Annotated in this window: 17 protein-coding genes; 8 read left to right on the forward strand and 9 right to left on the reverse strand. The window is 68.0% G+C overall.

From position 1 onward, the window contains the following. Window positions 1-122 precede the first annotated feature (122 nt). Complete coding sequence (locus tag ACXI0U_RS22455) at window positions 123-1,313, reverse strand: trans-sulfuration enzyme family protein (RefSeq protein WP_479550834.1); 1,191 nt, start codon at window positions 1,311-1,313, stop codon at window positions 123-125. Between the two features lie 229 nt (window positions 1,314-1,542). Further along, window positions 1,543-2,325, reverse strand: coding sequence for a MetQ/NlpA family ABC transporter substrate-binding protein (locus ACXI0U_RS22460; RefSeq protein ID WP_021221752.1), 783 nt, complete (start codon window positions 2,323-2,325; stop codon window positions 1,543-1,545). A 273-nt stretch (window positions 2,326-2,598) separates the two neighbouring features. Between ACXI0U_RS22460 and ACXI0U_RS22465 the strand changes: the two genes are divergently transcribed. The 4 genes from ACXI0U_RS22465 to tcyN all read left to right on the forward strand — a co-directional run bounded on the left by ACXI0U_RS22465 (window position 2,599) and on the right by tcyN (window position 5,929). Further along, a complete protein-coding gene (locus ACXI0U_RS22465; protein ID WP_479550835.1) occupies window positions 2,599-3,606 on the forward strand; it encodes a D-cysteine desulfhydrase in 1,008 nt (335 codons plus the stop codon). A gap of 111 nt (window positions 3,607-3,717) precedes the next feature. Further along, window positions 3,718-4,518 carry a cystine ABC transporter substrate-binding protein gene (gene tcyJ / locus ACXI0U_RS22470; RefSeq protein WP_021221754.1) on the forward strand — a complete coding sequence of 267 codons (801 nt, stop codon included), beginning with the start codon at window positions 3,718-3,720 and terminating at the stop codon, window positions 4,516-4,518. Then, window positions 4,515-5,183 (forward strand): cystine ABC transporter permease, encoded by a 669-nt coding sequence (gene tcyL, locus ACXI0U_RS22475; RefSeq protein WP_021221755.1) that lies wholly within the window; start codon window positions 4,515-4,517, stop codon window positions 5,181-5,183. Before tcyJ ends, tcyL begins: the two co-directional genes overlap by 4 nt. Then, window positions 5,183-5,929 carry an L-cystine ABC transporter ATP-binding protein TcyN gene (tcyN, locus tag ACXI0U_RS22480; protein ID WP_021221756.1) on the forward strand — a complete coding sequence of 249 codons (747 nt, stop codon included), beginning with the start codon at window positions 5,183-5,185 and terminating at the stop codon, window positions 5,927-5,929. Before tcyL ends, tcyN begins: the two co-directional genes overlap by 1 nt. Before the next feature lie 277 nt (window positions 5,930-6,206). Here tcyN and ACXI0U_RS22485 read toward each other — a convergent pair whose 3' ends face one another. The 4 genes from ACXI0U_RS22485 to ACXI0U_RS22500 all read right to left on the reverse strand — a co-directional run bounded on the left by ACXI0U_RS22485 (window position 6,207) and on the right by ACXI0U_RS22500 (window position 11,908). Beyond that, window positions 6,207-7,136, reverse strand: a complete 930-nt coding sequence (locus ACXI0U_RS22485) for an aliphatic sulfonate ABC transporter substrate-binding protein (protein WP_479550836.1) — start codon at window positions 7,134-7,136, stop codon at window positions 6,207-6,209. A 2-nt stretch (window positions 7,137-7,138) separates the two neighbouring features. Next, the gene (mgrA, locus tag ACXI0U_RS22490) at window positions 7,139-8,182 is read right to left on the reverse strand and encodes an L-glyceraldehyde 3-phosphate reductase (RefSeq protein WP_479550837.1); all 1,044 of its coding nucleotides are present in this window, start codon (window positions 8,180-8,182) and stop codon (window positions 7,139-7,141) included. Window positions 8,183-8,236: 54 nt separating this feature from the next. Continuing rightward, entirely contained in the window at window positions 8,237-9,571 is a 1,335-nt protein-coding gene (locus ACXI0U_RS22495; RefSeq protein WP_479550838.1) for an LLM class flavin-dependent oxidoreductase, read from the reverse strand. An 87-nt stretch (window positions 9,572-9,658) separates the two neighbouring features. Further along, window positions 9,659-11,908, reverse strand: a complete 2,250-nt coding sequence (locus ACXI0U_RS22500; RefSeq protein WP_479551113.1) for a TonB-dependent receptor — start codon at window positions 11,906-11,908, stop codon at window positions 9,659-9,661. A gap of 216 nt (window positions 11,909-12,124) precedes the next feature. Between ACXI0U_RS22500 and ACXI0U_RS22505 the strand changes: the two genes are divergently transcribed. The 3 genes from ACXI0U_RS22505 to ACXI0U_RS22515 all read left to right on the forward strand — a co-directional run bounded on the left by ACXI0U_RS22505 (window position 12,125) and on the right by ACXI0U_RS22515 (window position 14,954). Beyond that, a complete protein-coding gene (locus ACXI0U_RS22505) occupies window positions 12,125-13,159 on the forward strand; it encodes a LacI family DNA-binding transcriptional regulator (protein WP_479550839.1) in 1,035 nt (344 codons plus the stop codon). A gap of 41 nt (window positions 13,160-13,200) precedes the next feature. Next, entirely contained in the window at window positions 13,201-14,391 is a 1,191-nt protein-coding gene (locus ACXI0U_RS22510; RefSeq protein ID WP_479550840.1) for an MFS transporter, read from the forward strand. 197 nt (window positions 14,392-14,588) lie between these two features. Then, complete coding sequence (locus ACXI0U_RS22515) at window positions 14,589-14,954, forward strand: nuclear transport factor 2 family protein (RefSeq protein ID WP_479550841.1); 366 nt, start codon at window positions 14,589-14,591, stop codon at window positions 14,952-14,954. A gap of 30 nt (window positions 14,955-14,984) precedes the next feature. On the opposite strand, the gene ACXI0U_RS22520 is transcribed toward ACXI0U_RS22515, so the two are convergent. Together ACXI0U_RS22520 and ACXI0U_RS22525 are read right to left on the reverse strand one after the other, a co-directional pair. Beyond that, entirely contained in the window at window positions 14,985-15,899 is a 915-nt protein-coding gene (locus tag ACXI0U_RS22520) for a sigma 54-interacting transcriptional regulator (RefSeq protein WP_479550842.1), read from the reverse strand. Between the two features lie 194 nt (window positions 15,900-16,093). Continuing rightward, on the reverse strand, window positions 16,094-16,675 hold the full coding sequence (locus ACXI0U_RS22525; protein ID WP_316924444.1) for an RBBP9/YdeN family alpha/beta hydrolase: 582 nt from the start codon (window positions 16,673-16,675) through the stop codon (window positions 16,094-16,096). Window positions 16,676-16,859: 184 nt separating this feature from the next. Between ACXI0U_RS22525 and ACXI0U_RS22530 the strand changes: the two genes are divergently transcribed. Continuing rightward, window positions 16,860-17,777, forward strand: coding sequence for a LysR family transcriptional regulator (locus tag ACXI0U_RS22530; protein WP_021221766.1), 918 nt, complete (start codon window positions 16,860-16,862; stop codon window positions 17,775-17,777). 54 nt (window positions 17,778-17,831) lie between these two features. On the opposite strand, the gene ACXI0U_RS22535 is transcribed toward ACXI0U_RS22530, so the two are convergent. Continuing rightward, a complete protein-coding gene (locus tag ACXI0U_RS22535) occupies window positions 17,832-19,235 on the reverse strand; it encodes a sodium:proton antiporter (protein WP_031287138.1) in 1,404 nt (467 codons plus the stop codon). Between the last annotated feature and the right edge of the window lie 40 nt (window positions 19,236-19,275).

Below are 19,275 nucleotides of genomic sequence, written 5' to 3' on the forward strand. Positions count from 1 at the left end.
TTTGTAGGGGCGACTTCAGTCGCCAAGCAGGCCGAAGGCCTGCCCTGCCTGGCTCCCAAGGGGCGGCTGTGCCGCCCGGGGCGAATGAATTCGCCCCTACAGGTTCAGCGTTCCGCGCCTCGTCAGAGGCTGTCCAGCGCCTGTACGAAGTCGGCGACTATGTCCGCCGCATCCTCGATGCCCACCGACACCCGGATGGTGCCGTCGTGGATGTCCAGCTCGGCCAGGGCGTCCTGGGAGAGGGCGCGGTGGCTGGTCTTGCCGGGGTGGGTGATGCTGCTGGCGACGCCGGCCAGGGATGGCGCGAAAGCGGTGTTGCGCAGGGCGCGGATCAGGCCGTCCACCTCCGCCAGGCCGCCCTTGAGGGTGAAGGCGAGCATGCCCGAGGCACCTTTGGGGAACAGCCGGCGGGCCAGTTCGAAGTCCGGGTGCGAGGGCAGGCCCGGGTAGAACACCCGCGCCACCTTGGGGTGGGCCTCCAGCGCTTCGGCCAGGGCCTGGGCGTTGGCCGAGTGGGCCTGCATGCGCAGGGCCAGGGTCTTGGCGCCACGGAAGGTCAGCCAGGCCTCGAAGGGGCTGGCGCTGCCGCCGGCGTTGATCTGGAAGCGCCGCGCCTGGGCGACCCATTCGGCGTCGCCGACGAGGATGCCGCCCGTGGCGTCGCTGTGGCCGTTGAGGTACTTGGTGGTGCTGTGCAGCACCAGGTCGGCGCCGGCGGCCAGGGGGTTGTAGAGCGCCGGCGAGAGGAAGGTATTGTCCACCAGCAGCTTCAGCCCGCGCGCCTTGGCCAGCCTGGCCAGGGCGGGGATGTCGCTGACCCGCACCAGCGGGTTGGACGCGGTCTCGGTGTAGATGATCCGCGTCGCCGGGGTGATGGCCGCTTCCACCGCCGCCAGGTCGTTGATCTCCACCAGGGTGGCGCTGATGCCGAAGCGCGCCAGCTCCTTCTCGATCAGGCTCTGGGTGGTGCCGTACAGCTCGCGGCTGGCGATCAGGTGGTCACCGGCACTCAACCGGCCCAGCAGCGCGGCGCTCACCGCGGCCATGCCGGAGGCGGAGAACAGCGCCGCCTCGCCGCCTTCCAGGTCCCGCACCAGGTGCTCCAGGGCCGCCTGGTTGGGGTTGGCGATGCGCGTGTACATGTAGTTGTCGGGATTGCCGGCGAGGAAGTCGTCCACCTGCTCCAGGTTGTCGTAGACGAACACCGAGGATTCGTAGATCGGCAGGCTCTTGGGCCGGGTGACTATCTTGCGGTCGACGTCGTTGCCGCTGTGCACCGCGCGGGTGGAAAGGCCGGGTTTGGATTCGGGCATGGGTGCCTCCGAGGAGTCGTGCGGATGTAGGGGCGAATTCATTCGCCAAGGACCGCGCAGCGGTCCCAGGCCTTGCAGGGCGCGCCTGCGGCACGCATTCGCGGATGAATCCGCTCCCACAGGCCTGTCGCCCACCACAAAAAAGAACGCCGACGATAGTCGAGACTCGTCGGCGTGAGGAGAGGCGTGGGCACAGGCGGTGCCCACACCATCGTGGCTCTGGGGTCGATCAGAAGGCCGGGACTACCGCGCCGGAGTACTTCTTCTCGATGAAGGCTTTGACTTCCGGGCTGGTCAGCGCGGCGGAGAGTTTCTGGATGGCGTCGCTGTCCTTGTTGTCCGGGCGGGCGACCAGGTAGTTCACGTAGGGCGAGGTGCGGTCTTCCAGCACCAGCGCGTCCTTGGACGGGTTGAGCTTGGCTTCCAGCGCGTAGTTGGTGTTGATCAGGGCCAGGTCGACCTGGTCCAGCACGCGCGGCAGCAGGGCCGCTTCCAGTTCCTTGAACTTGAAGTTGTGCGGGTTCTCGGCGATGTCCTTCGGGGTCGCCAGGGCGTTGCTCGGGTCCTTGAGTTTCAGCAGGCCGGATTTCTGCAGCAGGAGCAGGGCACGGCCGCTGTTGCTGCCTTCGTTGGGGATGGCGATGGTGGCGCCGTCCGGCAGTTCCTTCAGGGATTTGTACTTGCTGGAGTAACCGCCGAAGGGCTCGACGTGCACGCCCTTGACGATAACCAGGTGGGTGCCCTTGCCGCTGTTGAAGTTGTCCAGGTAGGGCTTGGTCTGGAAGTAATTGGCGTCCAGGTGCTTCTGGTCCACCTGCAGGTTGGGCTGCACGTAATCGGTGAAGACCTTCACTTCCAGATCCACGCCTTCCTTCGCCAGCTGCGGCTTGATCAGTTCGAGGATCTCGGCATGGGGCACCGGGGTGGCGGCGACGGTGAGTTTCTCGGCGGCGCTGGCCAGGGAGGCGGAAAGGGCGGCGGCCAGGGCGGTGAGGAGCAGGGTCTTCTTCATGGTGGTCCTTGGTGTTGGCAGGCTCCGGCTGGATCATCAGCCGCGAGCGATGTGTCGGTTTCCCGGTCTGGGTGTAGCCGGGTTGGAAGCGACACTACGGTGAATTCTTATAACCAACAAATACCGTTTTATTATTTTCATATTCCATAAAAACAGGCTTCATCAGAGCCAGCCGGTCGCCTGCGCACGCACTGGATGTCGCCTCTGAGAATTGCTCTCAAAGCCGTCGCTCACTAGAGTGTTGCCCCATCCCCCGTAACACGAAGTCCCGCCATGATCGCCGCCGCCCTCGCCCGCTTCCCCCGCCTCGAACTGGTCACCGCGCCCACCCCGCTGGAGAAGCTCGAACACCTCTCGCGCCGGGTCGGCCGCGACATCTGGGTCAAGCGCGACGACATCACCCCCTTCGCCCTCGGCGGCAACAAGGTGCGCAAGCTCGAATACCTGGCCCAGGATGCGTTGGCCCAGGGCGCGGACGTGCTGGTCACCGCCGGCGCCATCCAGTCCAACCACGTGCGCCAGACCGCCGCCCTCGCCGCGCGCCTGGGCCTGGGCTGCGTGGCCCTGCTGGAAAACCCCATCGGCACCGCCGACCGCAACTACCTGGAGAACGGCAACCGCCTGCTGCTGGACCTGTTCGGCACCGAGGTGCAACTGGTGCCCAACCTCGACACCGCCGACCAGCTGCTGGCCGAGGCCGCCGAGCGCCTGCGCGCCGCTGGCCGTACCCCCTACGTGGTGCCCATCGGTGGCTCCAACGCCCTGGGTGCCCTGGGCTACGTGCGCGCCGGCCTGGAGCTGGCCGAACAGATCAAGGCGGCCGGCCTGCAGGGCGCCGCCGTGGTGCTGGCCTCCGGCAGCGCCGGCACCCACGCCGGCCTCGCCCTGGCCCTGGAACACGCCCTGCCCGGCACCCGGGTGGTGGGCGTCACGGTGTCGCGCCCCGATGCCACCCAGCGGCCCAAGGTGGAAGGCCTGCTGCAACGCACCGCCGACCTGCTGGGCGCTCCGCTGCCCGCGGCCCTGCGCGTGGAGCTGTGGGACCAGTACTTCGCCCCGCGCTACGGCGAGCCCAATGCCGGCACCCTCGCCGCCATCCGCCAGGTCGCCTCCAGCGAAGGGCTGCTGCTCGATCCCGTCTACACTGGCAAGGCCTTCGCCGGTCTGCTCGATGGCCTGGAAAACGGCGCCTTCGAGGGGAATGGCCCGGTGAACTTCCTGCACACCGGCGGCTCGCCCGCGCTGTTCGCCTACCACCCTGCGCAAGGGATGGGAGCCTGAGTGCTGCTTATTCCCACAATGCCGACAATCCAAACTTATTATTATTTTATTGAATAAAGCGACATCCCCAGAATTGCCACACTTTCGCCACCTGTCTCGTGAGGCTCACCCATGAAATTCGCAACCCTGCGTCGTCAATTCCTCATCGGCACCCTGGGCCTGGCCCTCGGCGCCAGCTTCATCGGCAACAGCGCCGTGGCCGGTGAACTGCTGCAGCAGATCAAGGACAAGGGCTCGGTCAAGGTCGGCCTGGAAGGCACCTACCCGCCCTTCAACTTCCAGGACGAGAGCGGCAAGCTCACCGGCTTCGAAGTCGAGTTCGCCGAAGCCCTGGCCAAGGAGCTGGGCGTGAAGGTCGACTTCCAGCCGAGCAAGTGGGACGGCATCCTCGCCGCCCTGGAATCCAAGCGCCTGGACCTGGTGATCAACCAGGTGACCATCTCCGACGAGCGCAAGAAGAAGTACGACTTCTCCACCCCCTACACCGTCTCCGGCATCCAGGCGCTGGTGCGCAAGGGCAACGAAGACAGCATCAAGAGCGCCGCCGACCTCGCCGGCAAGAAGGTCGGTGTCGGCCTGGGCACCAACTACGAGCAGTGGCTGAAGGAAAACGCGCCGAAGGCCGATATCCGCACCTACGACGACGACCCCACCAAGTTCCAGGACCTCAACGTCGGCCGCATCGACGCCATCCTGGTGGACCGCCTGGCCGCCTTCGAAATGGTCGAGAAGACCGGTGGCCGCCTGGCCGTGGCCGGCGCACCCTTCTCCCGCCAGGAGTCCGGCATCGCCCTGCGCAAGGGTGACCCGGAACTGCTCGCCGCCATCGACAAGGCCATCGCCAAGCTGAAGGCCGACGGCACCCTCAAGGCGATCTCCGAGAAATGGTTCAAGGCTGACGTGACCCAATGATAGAAACCAGCCTGCAACTGGCGCTGGACTCCGCCCCCTTCCTTCTCAAGGGTGCGGTCTACACGGTGGTACTGAGCCTCGGCGGCATGTTCTTCGGACTGCTGCTGGGCTTCCTCCTCGCGCTCGCCCGCCTCTACGGCTTCGCCCCCCTGCGCTGGGCCTCGCGCATCTACGTATCGTTCTTCCGCGGCACCCCGCTGCTGGTCCAGCTGTTCATGATCTATTACGGCCTGCCGCAGCTGGGCATCCAGCTCGACCCGCTGCCCGCCGCACTGATCGGCTTCTCGCTGAACATGGCCGCCTACACCTCGGAGATCCTCCGCGCCGCCATCGCCTCCATCGATCGCGGGCAGTGGGAAGCCGCCGCCAGCATCGGCATGAGCCGCAGCCAGGCGCTGGTCCGCGCCATCCTCCCGCAGGCCGCGCGCACCGCCCTGCCGCCGCTGGGCAACAGCTTCATCTCCCTGGTCAAGGACACCGCGCTGGCCGCCACCATCCAGGTGCCGGAGCTGTTCCGCCAGGCGCAGCTGATCACCGCGCGCACCTTCGAGATCTTCACCATGTACCTGGCCGCCGCGCTGATCTACTGGGTACTCGCCAGCGTGCTGTCGCACTTCCAGAGCCGCCTCGAAGCGCGGGTCAACCGCCATGAACAGGACACCTGATGATCACCGTCCGTAACCTGACCAAGTCCTTCAAGGAGCAGGTGGTGCTCAAGGGCATCGACCTGACCATCGAGCCGGGCGAGGTGGTGGCCATCATCGGCCCCAGCGGCTCGGGCAAGACCACCCTGCTGCGCTGCCTCAACCTGCTGGAAGAACCCAGCGGCGGCAGCATCCGCGTAGGTGACATCGAGATCGACGCCAGCAAGCCGCTGAAGCCCCAGCAGGCGCTGATCCGCCGGCTGCGCCAGCACGTGGGCTTCGTGTTCCAGAACTTCAACCTGTTCCCCCACCGCACCGCGCTGGAGAACATCACCGAAGGCCCGGTGGTGGTGAAGAAGGAACCCCGCGAGCGCGCCACCGAACGGGCCCGCGCCCTGCTGGCCAAGGTCGGCCTGGCGGGCAAGGAAGACGCCTACCCCAAGCGCCTCTCCGGCGGCCAGCAGCAACGGGTGGCCATCGCCCGCGCCCTGGCCATGGAGCCCGACGTGATCCTCTTCGACGAACCCACCTCCGCCCTCGACCCCGAGCTGGTGGGCGAGGTGCTGGCGACCATTCGCGGCCTGGCCGAGGAGAAGCGCACCATGGTCATCGTCACCCACGAGATGAGCTTCGCCCGCGACGTGGCCAACCGCGCGATCTTCATCGACAAGGGCGTGATCGTCGAACAGGGCGACGCCAAGACCCTGTTCAGCGCCCCGAAGGAAGAACGCACCCGGCAATTCCTCGCCAAGTTCCTGGTGGGGTGATTCTCACCTTCGCAGGCGAAACCCTGTGGGAGCGAATTCATTCGCGATGGAGCGCAACGCGCTCCCGCCTTTTCACGGCACCGTGCTGGCAGGAAAAAGCGGCCCTTCGGGCCTTTCGCGAATGAATTCGCTCCCACCAGAAAGCCCGTTCCCTGCGGCATCGCTTGGTGGATGAAAAGAGCGTCATCCACCCTACACACCGATCAGCCACCGGCAATCCGTAACCACCCGTAGGATGGTGTAGAGCGCAGCGAAACCCATCACAGACCTCGCCCCCCTACGGCCGCCACACCGCGCGGCCGATATCCACCCGCCTGGGTAACAACCGGTTCTCCAGAAACAGGTCGGCGGTGCGCTGCTGGGCGGCGGCGATTTCGTCGGTGACTGGGCCGATGGGCGAGGCCGGGCGGTGCTGGAAGCTGCGTTCGATCACCGCCGGGGCCAGGCCCATGAACTTCGCCAGCAGGGCGATGCTCGCCTCGCGGTCGTCGCGGGTCAGGGCTTCGGCGCTGGTGAGTTCGTCCAGCAGCGCGTGGATGAAGGCCGGGTCGCCCTCGGCGTAATCGCGCGCGGCCAGGTAGAAGGGCCCGGTCAGCCCCAGCCCCTCGCCGTTGGCCAGCAGGCGCGCGTGGCCTTCCAGCTCCATCGCCGAGTAGAAGGGGTCCCAGATCGCCCAGGCATCCACGCTGCCCTGCTCGAAGGCGGCACGGGCGTCGGCCGGGGTGAGGAACAGCGGCTGGATATCGGCCATGGACAGGCCCGCCGCCTTGAGCGCCCGCAGCAGCAGGTTGTGGGCGCTGGAGCCTTTCTGGAACGCCACCTTGCGCCCCTTGAGCTCGGCCACCGAGTGGATCGGGCTGCCCTCGGGCACCAGGATCACCTCGGCCTGGGGCTTGGGCGGCTCGGCGCCGACGTAGAGCAGGTCGGCGCCAGCGGCCTGGGCGAAGATCGGCGGGATGTCGCCGGTGGAGCCCACATCCAGGCTGCCGACATTGAGCGCCTCGAGCATCTGCGGGCCGGCGGGGAACTCGATCCATTGCACGCGGGTGCCGGGAAAACGCTGCTCCAGCAGGCCGTGCTCCTTGGCCAGCACCAGGCTGGCGGAGCCTTTCTGGTAACCGATGCGCAGGGTCGCGGGGTCGGCCAGGGCGCCTTGTGCCAGGGCCAGCAGCGCCAGCAACGCGGCGCCCAGTCGAAGTCGTTGCATGGTCAGTCCTGCCAGTCGGTGGAGGGTTTTTCCCAGAGGTTGATGCCGCCTTCCACGGCGTGGCGATCGATCTCCGCCAACTCCTCGGCGCTGAAGGCGAGGTTGTCGAGGGCGGCGACGTTCTCGACGATCTGCTCCGGGCGGCTGGCGCCGATCAGTGCCGAGGTCACCCGCGCGTCGCGCAGGGTCCAGGCCAGGGCCAACTGGGCCAGGCTCTGGCCACGGCGCTGGGCGATCTCGTTGAGCGCACGCACCCGGGCGATGTTGGCCTCGGACAGGTGCTCCGGGCGCAGCGAGGCGCCGCCGGGGCGGTTGACCCGCGCATCCTCCGGCACGCCGCCGAGGTACTTGCCGGTGAGCAGCCCTTGGGCCAGCGGGGTGAAGACGATGACGCCGGTGCCGAGTTCCTCGGTGGTGGCCAGCAGGTCCTTCTCCACCCAGCGGTTGAGCAGGTTGTAGGCCGGCTGGTGGATCAGCAGCGGCACCTTCCATTCGCGCAGCAGCGCGGCGAGCTCGCGGGTCTTGCCCGCCGAGTAGGAGGAAATGCCCACGTACAGCGCCTTGCCCTGCTGCACCGCGCTGGCCAGGGCGCCGGCGGTTTCCTCCAGGGGCGTGTCCGGGTCGAAGCGGTGGGAGTAGAAGATATCCACATAGTCCAGGCCCAGGCGCGCCAGGCTCTGGTCGAGGCTGGAGAGCAGGTATTTGCGCGAGCTGCCACCCTGGCCGTAGGGGCCGGGCCACATGTCCCAGCCGGCCTTGGTGGAGATCACCAGCTCGTCGCGGTGGGCGCGGAAATCTTCCTGCAGCAGGCGACCGAAATTGATCTCGGCGCTGCCATAGGGCGGCCCGTAGTTGTTGGCCAGGTCGAAGTGGGTGATGCCCAGGTCGAAGGCGGTGCGCAACAGCGCGCGCTGGGTGTCGATGGGCGTGGCGTCGCCGAAGTTGTGCCACAGGCCCAGGGACAGGGCCGGCAGCACCAGCCCGCTGCGGCCGACGCGGCGATAGGGGATGCGTTCGTAGCGGTCGGGGGCGGCGATATAGGTCATAGGGGTCTCACTTGAGGTTGGCGGGGCCACGCGTGTGCGGGCCCCGGTGACTGTTCACGCAGGGCGTGCGAAGCGATTCGCCGGCCGCGCCAGGCCGAGGTGCTCACGCAGGGTGCTGCCCTCGTACTCGGTGCGGAACAGGCCGCGGCGCTGCAGCTCGGGCACCACCTGGGTGGCGAAGTCCTCGAGCCCGGCGGGCAGGTGCGGCACCAGCACGTTGAAGCCATCGGCGCCGCGCCCTTCGAACCAGGCCTGCAGCTCGTCGGCGATCTGCGCCGGGGTGCCGATCAGGCTGTGGTGGCCACGCCCCCCGGCGATGCGCCGGCCCAGTTGGGCCAGGGTGAGGTTCTCCTGCCCGGCGAGTTCGGTGAGCAGCTTCTGCCGGCTCTGCTGGCCGTCCTGGGTCAGCGGCAGCTCGGGCAACGGGCCGTCCAGCGCGTATTCGGAGAGGTCGAAGTTGCCGAGCATGCGACCCAGCAGGGCGACGCCGACGCGGGGGTCCACGAGCTCTTGGAACTGCTCGAGCCTCTCCTTCGCCTCGGCCTCGCTGGCACCGACCACAACGAAGGCGCCGGGCATGATCTTCAGGTCGTCCTCGTGGCGACCGAACTTCGCCAGGCGCCCCTTGAGGTCGGCGTAGAAGGCCTGGGCCTTGGCCAGGGAGGTTTGCGCGGTGAACACCACGTCGGCGGTCTCGGCGGCCAGTTCGCGACCGGTCTCCGAGGAGCCGGCCTGCACCACCACCGGCCGGCCCTGGGGCGAGCGGGCGACGTTGAGCGGGCCCTGTACGCGGAAATGCTCGCCCTGATGGTCGAGCACGTGCAGCTTGGCCGGGTCGTAGTACTGGCCGCTGGCCTTGTCGCGGAGGAAGGCATCGTCTTCCCAGCTGTCCCACAGGCCGGTGACCACCTGGTGGAATTCCCGGGCGCGGGCGTAGCGCTCGGCGTGGCCCAGGTGGGCGTCGCGGTTGAAGTTGAGCGCCTCGGCGGCGGCGTCGGAGGTCACCAGGTTCCAGCCCGAACGGCCCCCGGAGATATGGTCCAGCGAGGCGAACTTGCGCGCCACGTGGTACGGCTCGTTGTAGCTGGTGGTGACGGTGCTCACCAGGCCGATGCGTTCGGTGACGGCGGCCAGGGCGCTGAGCAGGGTCAGCGGTTCGAAGTAGGTGGAACGGGCCATCTGGGTGGCGATTTCGCCGGTGGGCGCGGCGACGCTGTCGGCGACGAACAGGGCGTCGAACTTCGCCGCCTCGGCGATGCGCGCCAGGTGCTTGTACTGGGCGAAATCGAGGGTGTCGGCGGGCACGTCCGGGTGGCGCCAGGCGGCGACGTGGTGCCCGGTGGCCATGAGGAATGCGCCCAGTCTGAGTGTGCGTTGCGATGCGGTCATGTCGGTTTTCCCTGGTGATGTCGTGGAGGTCCTGCCGGGCCCGTCTGGGCGAGCCTCGGCAGTCCGTTCACACAAGGCGGTTTGGGGTCAGAAGTCCTTGCGCAGCTGCACGCCGAAGTAGCGCTCGTCATCGCGCGGCACCACGCGGTAGACGTAGCCGGTACCGGTGGCGAGCAGCGGCGAATAGGACTTGTCGGCGAGGTTCTTGCCGAGCAGCGCGACGCGCCAGCCCTGGTTGTAGTCGGCAAGGGCGATGCTGGCGTTCCAGATGCCGTAGGCGCCCTGGATGGTGTCGGGGTTCTGGTCGAGGCTGTACTGCACCTTGTCCTGCCAGCTGTAGTCGGTGGCCAGTTCGATATCCAGGCCGTTGTCCAGCGGGATCACGTAGTCGGCGCGCACGTAGCTCTTCCAGTCCGGGCTGAAGGGCAGCGGCGAGCCGTCGACGTTGCAGCTGGAGGCGGCGCCCGGCGGGCACTGGAAGCTGTCGATGCGCGCCTTGGTGTAGGCAACCGCGCCGGAGAGCTTGAGCTGGCGGGTGGCCTGGAAGGCGTAGTCCAGCTCGACGCCCTGGGTCTTCACCGCGCCGGCGTTGATCAGGCGGGTGACCACGGTACCGGCGACCAGGTCGGGGAAGTTGGCCTGGTAGTCGTCGTAGTCGGTGTGGAACACCGCCAGGTTGGCGGTGGCGCGGCCGTCCAGGGCGCTGGCCTTGAGGCCCAGTTCGTAGGAGTCGGAGGTCTCCGGCTTGAGCGCGCCGGTGTCACGGGGCTGCATGTTGAAGAACACGTTGTAGGCCGGCCCCTTGTAGCCACGGGAGTAGGTGGCGTAGGCGGTGACGGCGTCGCTGAGGTCGTACTGCAGGCCGATGCGGCCGGACCAGCCGTCCTCGTCCACCGAGCCGCTGCTGGCGGTGGAAGGCTGCACGCCGGCCACGGCGGTGGGCGAGGTGGAAACCCGGCGGTGGTCGTATTCCAGCGCGTCGTGGGTCCAGCGCAGGCCGAAGATGCCGCGCAGGTCCTGGGTGAAGTTCAGGGTGCTCTCGCCGAACAGCGAGTAGCTGTCGCCGGTCACGCTGTAGTCGGCGCGACCGGTGTTGGGCACCGAACCGGTGATGGACAGGCGGCGATAGGTTTCCTCCGCCTTGCTGTGCATGACGTAGGCACCGGCGACGTATTCGAGGAACTCGCCCTTGGGCGAGGCCAGGCGCAGCTCCTGGGAGTACTGGTTGTAATCCACCTCGCCCTTGTCGTGGGAGGCCGCCACCGGCAGGGTCGCCAGGCGGTCGCCGTCCTGGAACTGGGTGTTCTCCCAGCCGCGCCAGGCGCTGATGGAGGTCAGGGTGTAGTCGCCCAGCTGCCAGTCGAACTGGCCGGACAGGCCCTGGTTGACGTCGTCGACATAGGTGCGCTGGTCGTTGTTCAGCTTGCGCGAATCGCTGTCGGCGGTGACCGGTAGCAGGGCGCTGGCGAAACCGGCGTTGGTGACCTTGGTGATGGGGCCGGCGGCGATGTCGTCGCGGCTCTTCATGTAGTCGGCGATCAGGGTGAAGCGGAAGTCCTCGTTGGGCTCGAACTCCAGCTTGCCGCGCGCGCCCTTGTGGTCGTAGCCGTTGACGTCATGGCCGTTGTGCACGTTCTCGACATTGCCGTCGTAGCCACCCAGCAAGGTGGTCAGCGAGCCCTTGAGGCTGTCACTGAGGCGCCCGCCGATGCCGAAGCGCAGGCGGTTCTCGTTGCCGCCGCCGAAGTGCGAGTAGTCGACGTAGCCGTGGGTCTCTTCCGGCGCCTCCTTGCTGACGATGTTGAGCACGCCGGCCGAGGCGTTCTTGCCGAACAGGGTGCCCTGGGGGCCGCGCAGCACTTCGATGCGCTCCAGGTCGAGCAGGTCCAGGGTGGCCTGGCCGGGACGGCCGTAGACCACGCCGTCGACCACGGTGGCGACGGTGGGCTCGACGCCCGGCGAGGTGGAGATGGTGCCCACGCCGCGGATGAACAGCGAGGTGTCCTTGTTCGAGGCGCCGGCGCGGAAGTTCAGGGTCGGCACCTGGCTGACGATGCTGGAGACGCCGTTGCGGTTGTCGCGCTCCAGCTGCTCGCCCTCCACCACCGAGACGGCCACCGGCACCTTCTGCAGCGTCTCTTCGCGGCGGGTGGCGGTGACGGTCACGGTGTTCAGGGTCGGCGCGGCCTTCTGGCCGTCCTCGGTGGCGCCGGTGGTTTTCTCGGCGGCCCCGGCGGCGCTCCCCAGCGCCGCCAGGAGGATGCCGATGGCCAGCGGGCTGCGGCGCCCGCCGTGGGTGTTGCGAAGACCGCGCGGTGCGGCCGGATGGTTATGGATGCTCATGCTCGTTTCACTGCCCTGCGGAGACCAGACGCGCCTGCTGCTTGCAGGCTCCTTGTGGGCTGTCGCGGTCTGGTCTCGCTCGTGCGAGTGGCAGCAAAAAGGCAGACAGCCGGTATTTGTTAGCGCTAACATCGCCAGTATCAGAGCGACGCTAATAGATCGTCAAATAATTAAAAATTACTTTTATATGCCTTTCAGGATGAACAATTCATGAGCAGCCCCCGCAAGCGCCGAGGCGCAGGACGCGTCACCCTCAGCGCCGTGGCCGAGCGCGTCGGCGTTTCCGCCATTACCGTGTCGCGCTACTTCAACCAGCCGGAGCAGGTCTCCGAGGAGCTGCGCGGGCGCATCGAAGCGGCGGTGGCCGAGCTGGGCTACGTGCCCAACCTAGTGGCCGGCGGGCTCGCCTCGGCGCGCGGGCGCATCGTCGGCATGGTCATCCCCAACATCTCGGGGCCGATCTTCGCCAACACCATCCAGGGCTTCAGCGACACCCTGGCGCGCCACGGCTACCAGCTGCTGCTGGCCTCCAGCTACTTCTCCGAGGAACAGGAAGAGAGCGCCGTGCGCGCCTTCCTCGGCTGGTCGCCGGCGGCCCTGGTGGTGACCAGCCACTTCCATAGCCCCGGCACCGAGAAGATGCTCGCCGAGGCGGACATCCCGGTGGTCGAGGTCTGGGACTACCAGCCCGAGCGCGCGCCCATGCAGGTGGGTTTCCTCCATCGCGACGTGGGCGTCGCCGCCACCCGCTACCTGCTGGACAAGGGCCACCGGCGCATCGCCTTCGTGCAGAACAGCGCCGCCGGCGACTTCAGCGCCCTGGACCGCCGCGACGGTTATGCCGACACCCTGCGCGAGGCCGACCTCGAGCCCTGGGTTTTCGTGCCCAGCAGCGGCCTGGCGCCCTTCGAGGCCGGCAAGCAGGCCATGGAGGCGCTGATGAAGCGCTCGCCGCAGCCGGACGCGATCATCTTCGCCAACGACAACCTCGCCGCCGGTGGCCTGCTCGCCGCGCAACGGGCGGGCCTGGACCTGCCGGGGGATTGCGCGGTGATGGGCTTCGGCGACTACCCCTTCGCCGAGATGCTGCTGCCCAGCCTGACCACCATCCGCCCGCCGGCCCTGGAGATCGGCGAGCGCGCCGCCACCCGCGTGCTACAGGCCCTCGGGGTGCTGCCGCTGGAGGGCGAGTTGGAACGCCTGAACCTGCTCGACTGTCAGGTCATTGCAAGGGAAAGCGCGTAGAATCCGCGCCCCTCGCAAAACGCCCCACCACCGGAAACACCATGAATCCAGGCACCCTCCTCTCCCTGCCGCTGCTGGCACTGGCCCTTGGCGGCTTCGTCGTCGGCAGCAGCGAATTCATCATCATGGGCCTGCTGCCCGAAGTGGCCCAGGACCTCTCCGTGAGCCTCTCCGACGCCGGCCTGCTGGTCAGCGCCTATGCCATGGGCGTGGTCATCGGCGCGCCCCTGCTCGGCCCGCTGCTGGGCCGCCTGCCGCGCCGCCAGGCCCTGCTCTGGCTGATGGGCGCCTACGCCCTGGGCAACCTCGGCTGCGCCCTGGCACCGAACTACGAATGGCTGATGGCCGCGCGCATGTTCACCGCCTTCAGCCACGCCGGCTTCTTCGGCTGCGCCACCCTGCTGGCCGCCGAACTGGCACCGCCCCATCGCCGTGCCTCGGCCATGGCGCTGGTGCTCAGCGGGCTGACCATCGCCAACGTCCTCGGGGTGCCGGCCGGCGCCTGGCTGGGCCAGGCCACCAGCTGGCGGGTGACCTTCATGGTGGTGGCGGGCCTGGGCTTCCTCACCCTGCTGGCGCAGTTCCTCTGGCTGCCGGCCACCGCCAAGCCACAACCCAGCGCCGCCGGTGCCTGGGACGGCATCTTCCGCCGGCCGGTGCTGCATGCGCTGGGGGTGTGCAGCCTGTCGTCGGTGGCGCTGTTCGGCGTGTTCACCTACATCAGCCCGCTGCTGCGTGATGTTTCCGGCTTCAGCCCCGAGCACGCCAACTTCGCCCTGCTGTTGTTCGGCATCGGCCTGACCCTCGGCAACCTGCTGGGCGGCCGCCTGGCGGACAAGGGCTTCCGCTTCGCCCTGCCTGGCGCCTTCGCGGTGAGCACCCTGTGCCTGCTGGGCCTGTTCGTCTTCGCCCAGGTGCCGGTGCTGGCCCTGGCCTGCCTGTTCCTCTGGGGCGTGGCGAGCTTCGCCATCTCCTCGCCGCTGCAACTGCTGCTGGTGGAACAGGCCGGCGAATCCGCCAGCCTCGCCGCCACCCTCAGCCACGCGGCCTTCAACCTCGGCAACGCCAGCGGCGCCTTCGTCGGCGGCCTGTGGCTGAGCACCGGGATGGGCCTGGCCAACCTGCCGCTGATGGGCGTGGGCGTGCTGGTCGCCACCCTGCTGGTATGCCTGCCCCTGCCGCGCCTGCGCGCCACCCGCGAGCGCCTCCAGGCGGCCGGGCAGATCCATTGACCCAGGCCCCGTGAGATGAAGCGCCCGTAGGGTGGGTCGCGCGTCTCCGATCCACCGGCCAGCCCCGAGCCGCGCCGCGCATCGGGGCGATGGGCGTTATGGCGGTTGGGAGGGTTCGCGGTACGGAACATCGGGAGCTGCGGTATCGGTCCGGGCGGGCTAGGCTCTGGCCTTTCCCACGCGACAGGAGCACGGACATGGAAGCGGAACGCCAGGCCATCGAGGCGGTGGTACGGGATTACGTGGAAGGCATGGTGCGGGCGGACGCGACGCTGTTGCGCAGCGCCTTCCACCCCGACAGCCGCATCGTCGGGCACTTCGGCCCGGACCTGCAGTGGCTCTCGCCGGAAGCCTTCATCGCCGGCCTGCAGGCCAGGGGCCCGGTGGTGGCCGAGGGCGAAGCGCCGGTGTGGCGTCTGGGGTCCCTGGACCTCACCGGCGACACCGCCCTGGCCAAGGTCACCGACGTCTACGCCGGCCTGGACTTCACCGATTACCTCTCGCTGCTGAAGATCGACGACCGCTGGCGCATCGTGCACAAGCTGTTCCACCTGCACGGCTAGGGCCTGCCTCCGGGGTGTCGATCCACCGCTTTACCCCGCCAGCACCTCGGCGAACAGCTGCCGCAGGTTATCCACATCGTTGGCGGCCAGCTGGCGCAGCTGCAGCGCGAGCTGTGCATAACTCGGCGCGGGCGGCAGGTTGAGGTGCTGCGGCAGCACCTCGTCGCCGTCGCTCACCAGCAGCGCGAAGTGCACGCTGTTCTCCAGCTCGCGGGTGTTGCCCGGCCAGGGGTAGCTCTCCAGCGCGGCCTGGGCGGCGGTGCTGATCAAGGGCAGCGGCAGGTCCAGGCGCTGGGCGTAGATGCCGAGGAAGTATTCGGCCAGGGGCAGGATGTCGTCCGGGCGCTCGCGCAGCGGCGGCAGCTCGACGCGGCCTTCATCCAGGTACTGGTACAGGCGCTCGTTGAACTTGCCGGCGGCCACCGCCTTGGCCAGGTCGATGCTGGTGGCGGCCACCAGGCGGGCGTCCACCGGGGTCGGCTGGGCAGCGCCGACGCGGGCCACCTCGCGGCTTTCCAGGGCCGCCAGCAGCTTGGCCTGCAGGGGCAGCGGCAGGTCGCCGATCTCGTCGAGGTAGAGGGTGCCGCCGTTGGCCGAGCCGAACCAGCCGGCGCGGCTGCTGGCCGAGCCCGCATGGGCACCCGGGGCGTGGCCGAAGAGTTCGGCCTCGGCGTAGACCTTGCTGATGGCGCTGCAGCTCACCGCCACGAACAGCCCCGGGCGTTCGCTGCCCTTGTGGATCTGCCGCGCCAGCAACTCCTTGCCGGTGCCGGTCTCGCCCTGGATCAGCACCGGCACAGCGGCCGGTGCCAGTTGCTCAACCTCCTCGCGCAGGCGCCGCGAGCGGGCGTCGACGAACACCAGCGCGCGGGCGCGGATGCTCAGGGGGCTGCGGTCGGCATCGGCGAAGCTCAGCAGGGGCTGGCCGGTATGTTCCTGGGTCATGAACGAAATCTCCCGCCGGGCCCTGGCTGCGAAGCAGCGGGCCCTGGCGTCACATTGAAAAATGAACCTGTTCGGGATCGAGCGAGCTGGAGAAGAACAAGGCGAAAACAGCTGAGGGCGCGAAGTTCACGAGCTGCAAATGGGCAAGTTTTCAACGCCGTTGTTCCGGCGCGCAGCCGATCCTGGGCAGGTGCTCAGGCGCGCTTGCGGGTCAGTTGCTCGATGCGACCCTGCAGCCGGTAGAGGTAGGCGAACCCCTGCTCCCAGAGATGGTGGCCGGACTTCACGTTGATATGCCCGGCACCGGCGAGGATGGCCGGCTCGGCGCCCCACTGGCGCGCCAACTCCAGCGCACGCGGGGTGCTGGCGGCGTGGTCGTTGTCCGAGCCCACCAGCAGCGTGGGGAACGGCAGCGAGGCCCGGGGAATCGGGGCGAAGCCCTGCAGCGGTTCGGGGCAGCCGGGGCGCTCGACGTCGGCCGGCGCCACCAGCAGTGCACCGCGTACCCGGCGCAGCACGTCCGGGTCGGCCTGCCGGGCCCAGTGGGCGACGGTGACGCAACCGAGGCTGTGGGCGATGAGGATCACCGGCGTGCGCTCGGCATCGATGGCGCGCTCCAGCGCCGCGACCCAGGCGTCCCGCTCGGGCAGGTCCCAATCGGCCTGCTCGACGCGGCTGGCGTTGGGCAGGGTGCGTTGCCAATGGCTCTGCCAATGCTCGTCTGGCGAGCCCTGCCATCCCGGCAGGATCAGGTAACGAATGGCCTGGCTGCGCATGGCGAGCCCTCCTTGCAATGTTTCGACGAGGAGGAGTCTAGGGGCTGCCCATATATCTGTTAAGGAATAAGAATTTATTTACTTATGCATTATTAGCTTATTCACTAAAGGTCCCATCGGGTTCGCGGGCGCGAACTTGTAGGATGAGGGCTTCGCTCAATCACCCGGACCGGGACGCGGTGCCATGCAGATCGACGACGAACTCACCCTGAAGAAGCTGCAGACCTTTCTCGCCTTCATGCGTAGCGGCAACCTCTCCCGCGCAGCGGCCGAGCTGAACACCAGCAACGTCAGCGTGCACCGCGCCATCCACTCCCTGGAGAGCGCCCTGCGCTGCCCGCTGTTCAAGCACGAGGGGCGCAACCTGACACCGCTGGAGAGCGCCTTCGTGCTGGAGGAGCGTGCGCAGAAGCTGGTGCAGGACGTGCTCGAGACGGTGCGCCTGACCCGTGAAGCGGCAGGCTTCTCGGCCGAGCGCTTCAAGCTCGGCTCGCTCTATTCGCTGACGGTGAAGACGGTGCCGCAGTTGATCATGGGCCTGAAGCTGCGGCGCAGCGAGCTGAACATCGACCTGATCCTCGGCTCCAACGTCGATCTTTTCTACAAGCTGAAGAACATGGAGCTGGACGCCATTCTGGTGTCCCTCGACGAGGGCGTGAGCGATGGCGATTGCGAGCAGCTGCCGCTGTTCTCCGACGACATCTTCCTCGCCGTGCCCACCGACTCGCCCTTCGCCGGCCAGCCCGAGGTGGACCTGGCGGACCTGGCCGACTCCACCTTCATCACCCTGACCCAGGGCTTCGCCACCCACCGCGACGGCGGCCGGGTGTTCCAGCAGGCGGGCTTCGAGCCGAAGGTGGCGATGCAGGTGAACGACATCTTCACCCTGCTCAGCATGGTCAGCTCCGGGGTGGGCTACGCCCTGCTGCCGGGGCGCATCGCCGCGGTGTACGAGAACCGCGTGAAGCTCATCCCGCTGCAGGCGCGCTACCGCCTGCAGCAGCACATAGGCGTGGTCTTCCTCAAGGCCAAGGAGCGCGACCCGAACCTGCTGGCGCTGCTCGCCGAATGCCGGATGTACAGCCTGGCGCGCGGGGGTTGAAGGCGGCGCCAGAGACGTAGCCCGGGCTTCAGCCCAGGAACGCCGAGCGCCCCCTTAGAGCATCACCCACTGCAGCACCGCCAGCAGCGGCAGCAGCACGGCGCAGGACCAGAGCAGGTAGCCGAAGAAGCTCGGCATCTTCACGCCGCGCTGCTCGGCGATGGCCTTGACCATGAAGTTCGGCGCGTTGCCGACGTAGGTCATGGCGCCCATGAACACCGAGCTCATGGAGATCGCCAGCAGGGTCTGTGGCAACTGCTCCATCATCACCTGAGCGTCGCCGGAGGCGAGGTTGAAGAACACCAGGTAGGTGGGTGCGTTGTCGAGGAAGCTGGACAGCACCCCGGTCATCCAGAAATACATGGTGTCCAGCGGTTGGCCATCGGCACCGGTAACGGCGGCGACCACCGCTGCCAGGTGCCCGTCGCGGCCGGCGCGAAGGATGGCGATCAGCGGGGTGAGGGTGATGAAGATGCCGGCGAACAGCTTGGCCACCTCGACTATCGGCCCCCAGTTGAATTCGTTGCCCTTGCGTGCCCAGCGCGGGGTCAGCCACAGCGACAGCCCCGCCAGGGCCAGCAGCAGGCCGTCGCGTACCAGGTTCTGCAGTTCCACACGGGTGCCCAGCAGGTCGAAACCGATGCCCGGCTTCCACACCCCCGAGAGCAGCACCGCACCGACCACGCCGGCCAGCAGCAGGAAGTTGAACTGCCCATGCACATAAAGCGGCGCATCGGGGGTGGGGTCGGCGGGAGCCAGTTCGTCTTCGCGGCTGAAGAGGTAGCGATCGATCACGTAGAAGATCGCCAGCAACGGCAGCGCCATGGCCAGCACCGGTACGGCCATGTGCTTCAGGGTCCAGAAGAAGTCCACGCCCTTGAGGAAGCCGAGGAACAGCGGCGGGTCGCCCAGGGGTGTTAGACCGCCCCCGACGTTGGCCACCAGGAAGATGAAGAACACCACCACATGGGCGTTGTGCCGGCGGTTGTCGTTGGCGCGCAGCAGCGGGCGGATCAGCAGCATGGCCGCGCCTGTGGTGCCCATCACCGAGGCCAGCAGCGTGCCCAGGGCCAGCAGCCGGGTGTTGAGCCCGGCCGAGCCGTGCAGGTTGCCCTGCACCAGGATGCCGCCGGAGATGGTGAACAGCGCCAGCAGCAGCACGATGAAGGGCAGGTACTCGCCGAACAGCACGTGCACGCCCATGGCCAGCGTCGCGTGGGCGCCGAAGCTGGCGACGAAGGGCACCAGGAACAGCAGCGTCCAGCCGGCAGTGATCTTGCCGAAATGGTGGTGCCAGAAGTCACTGGCGATGATCGGCAGCAGCGCGATGCTCAGCAGGATGCCGGCGAACGGCAGCGCCCAGAGCAGGCTCAGGCTGGCGCCGTCGACCTCGGCGGCCTGGGCGATGGCGGGTAGAAGCAGCAGGGGAATGAGCAGGCAGGCACGCAATGAAGGCATCGGAGGCAACCAGGCTGGGCGAGAGGAAAACGGCGCGGTG

The sequence above is a fragment of the Pseudomonas sp. C9D1 genome, assembly GCF_056491235.1.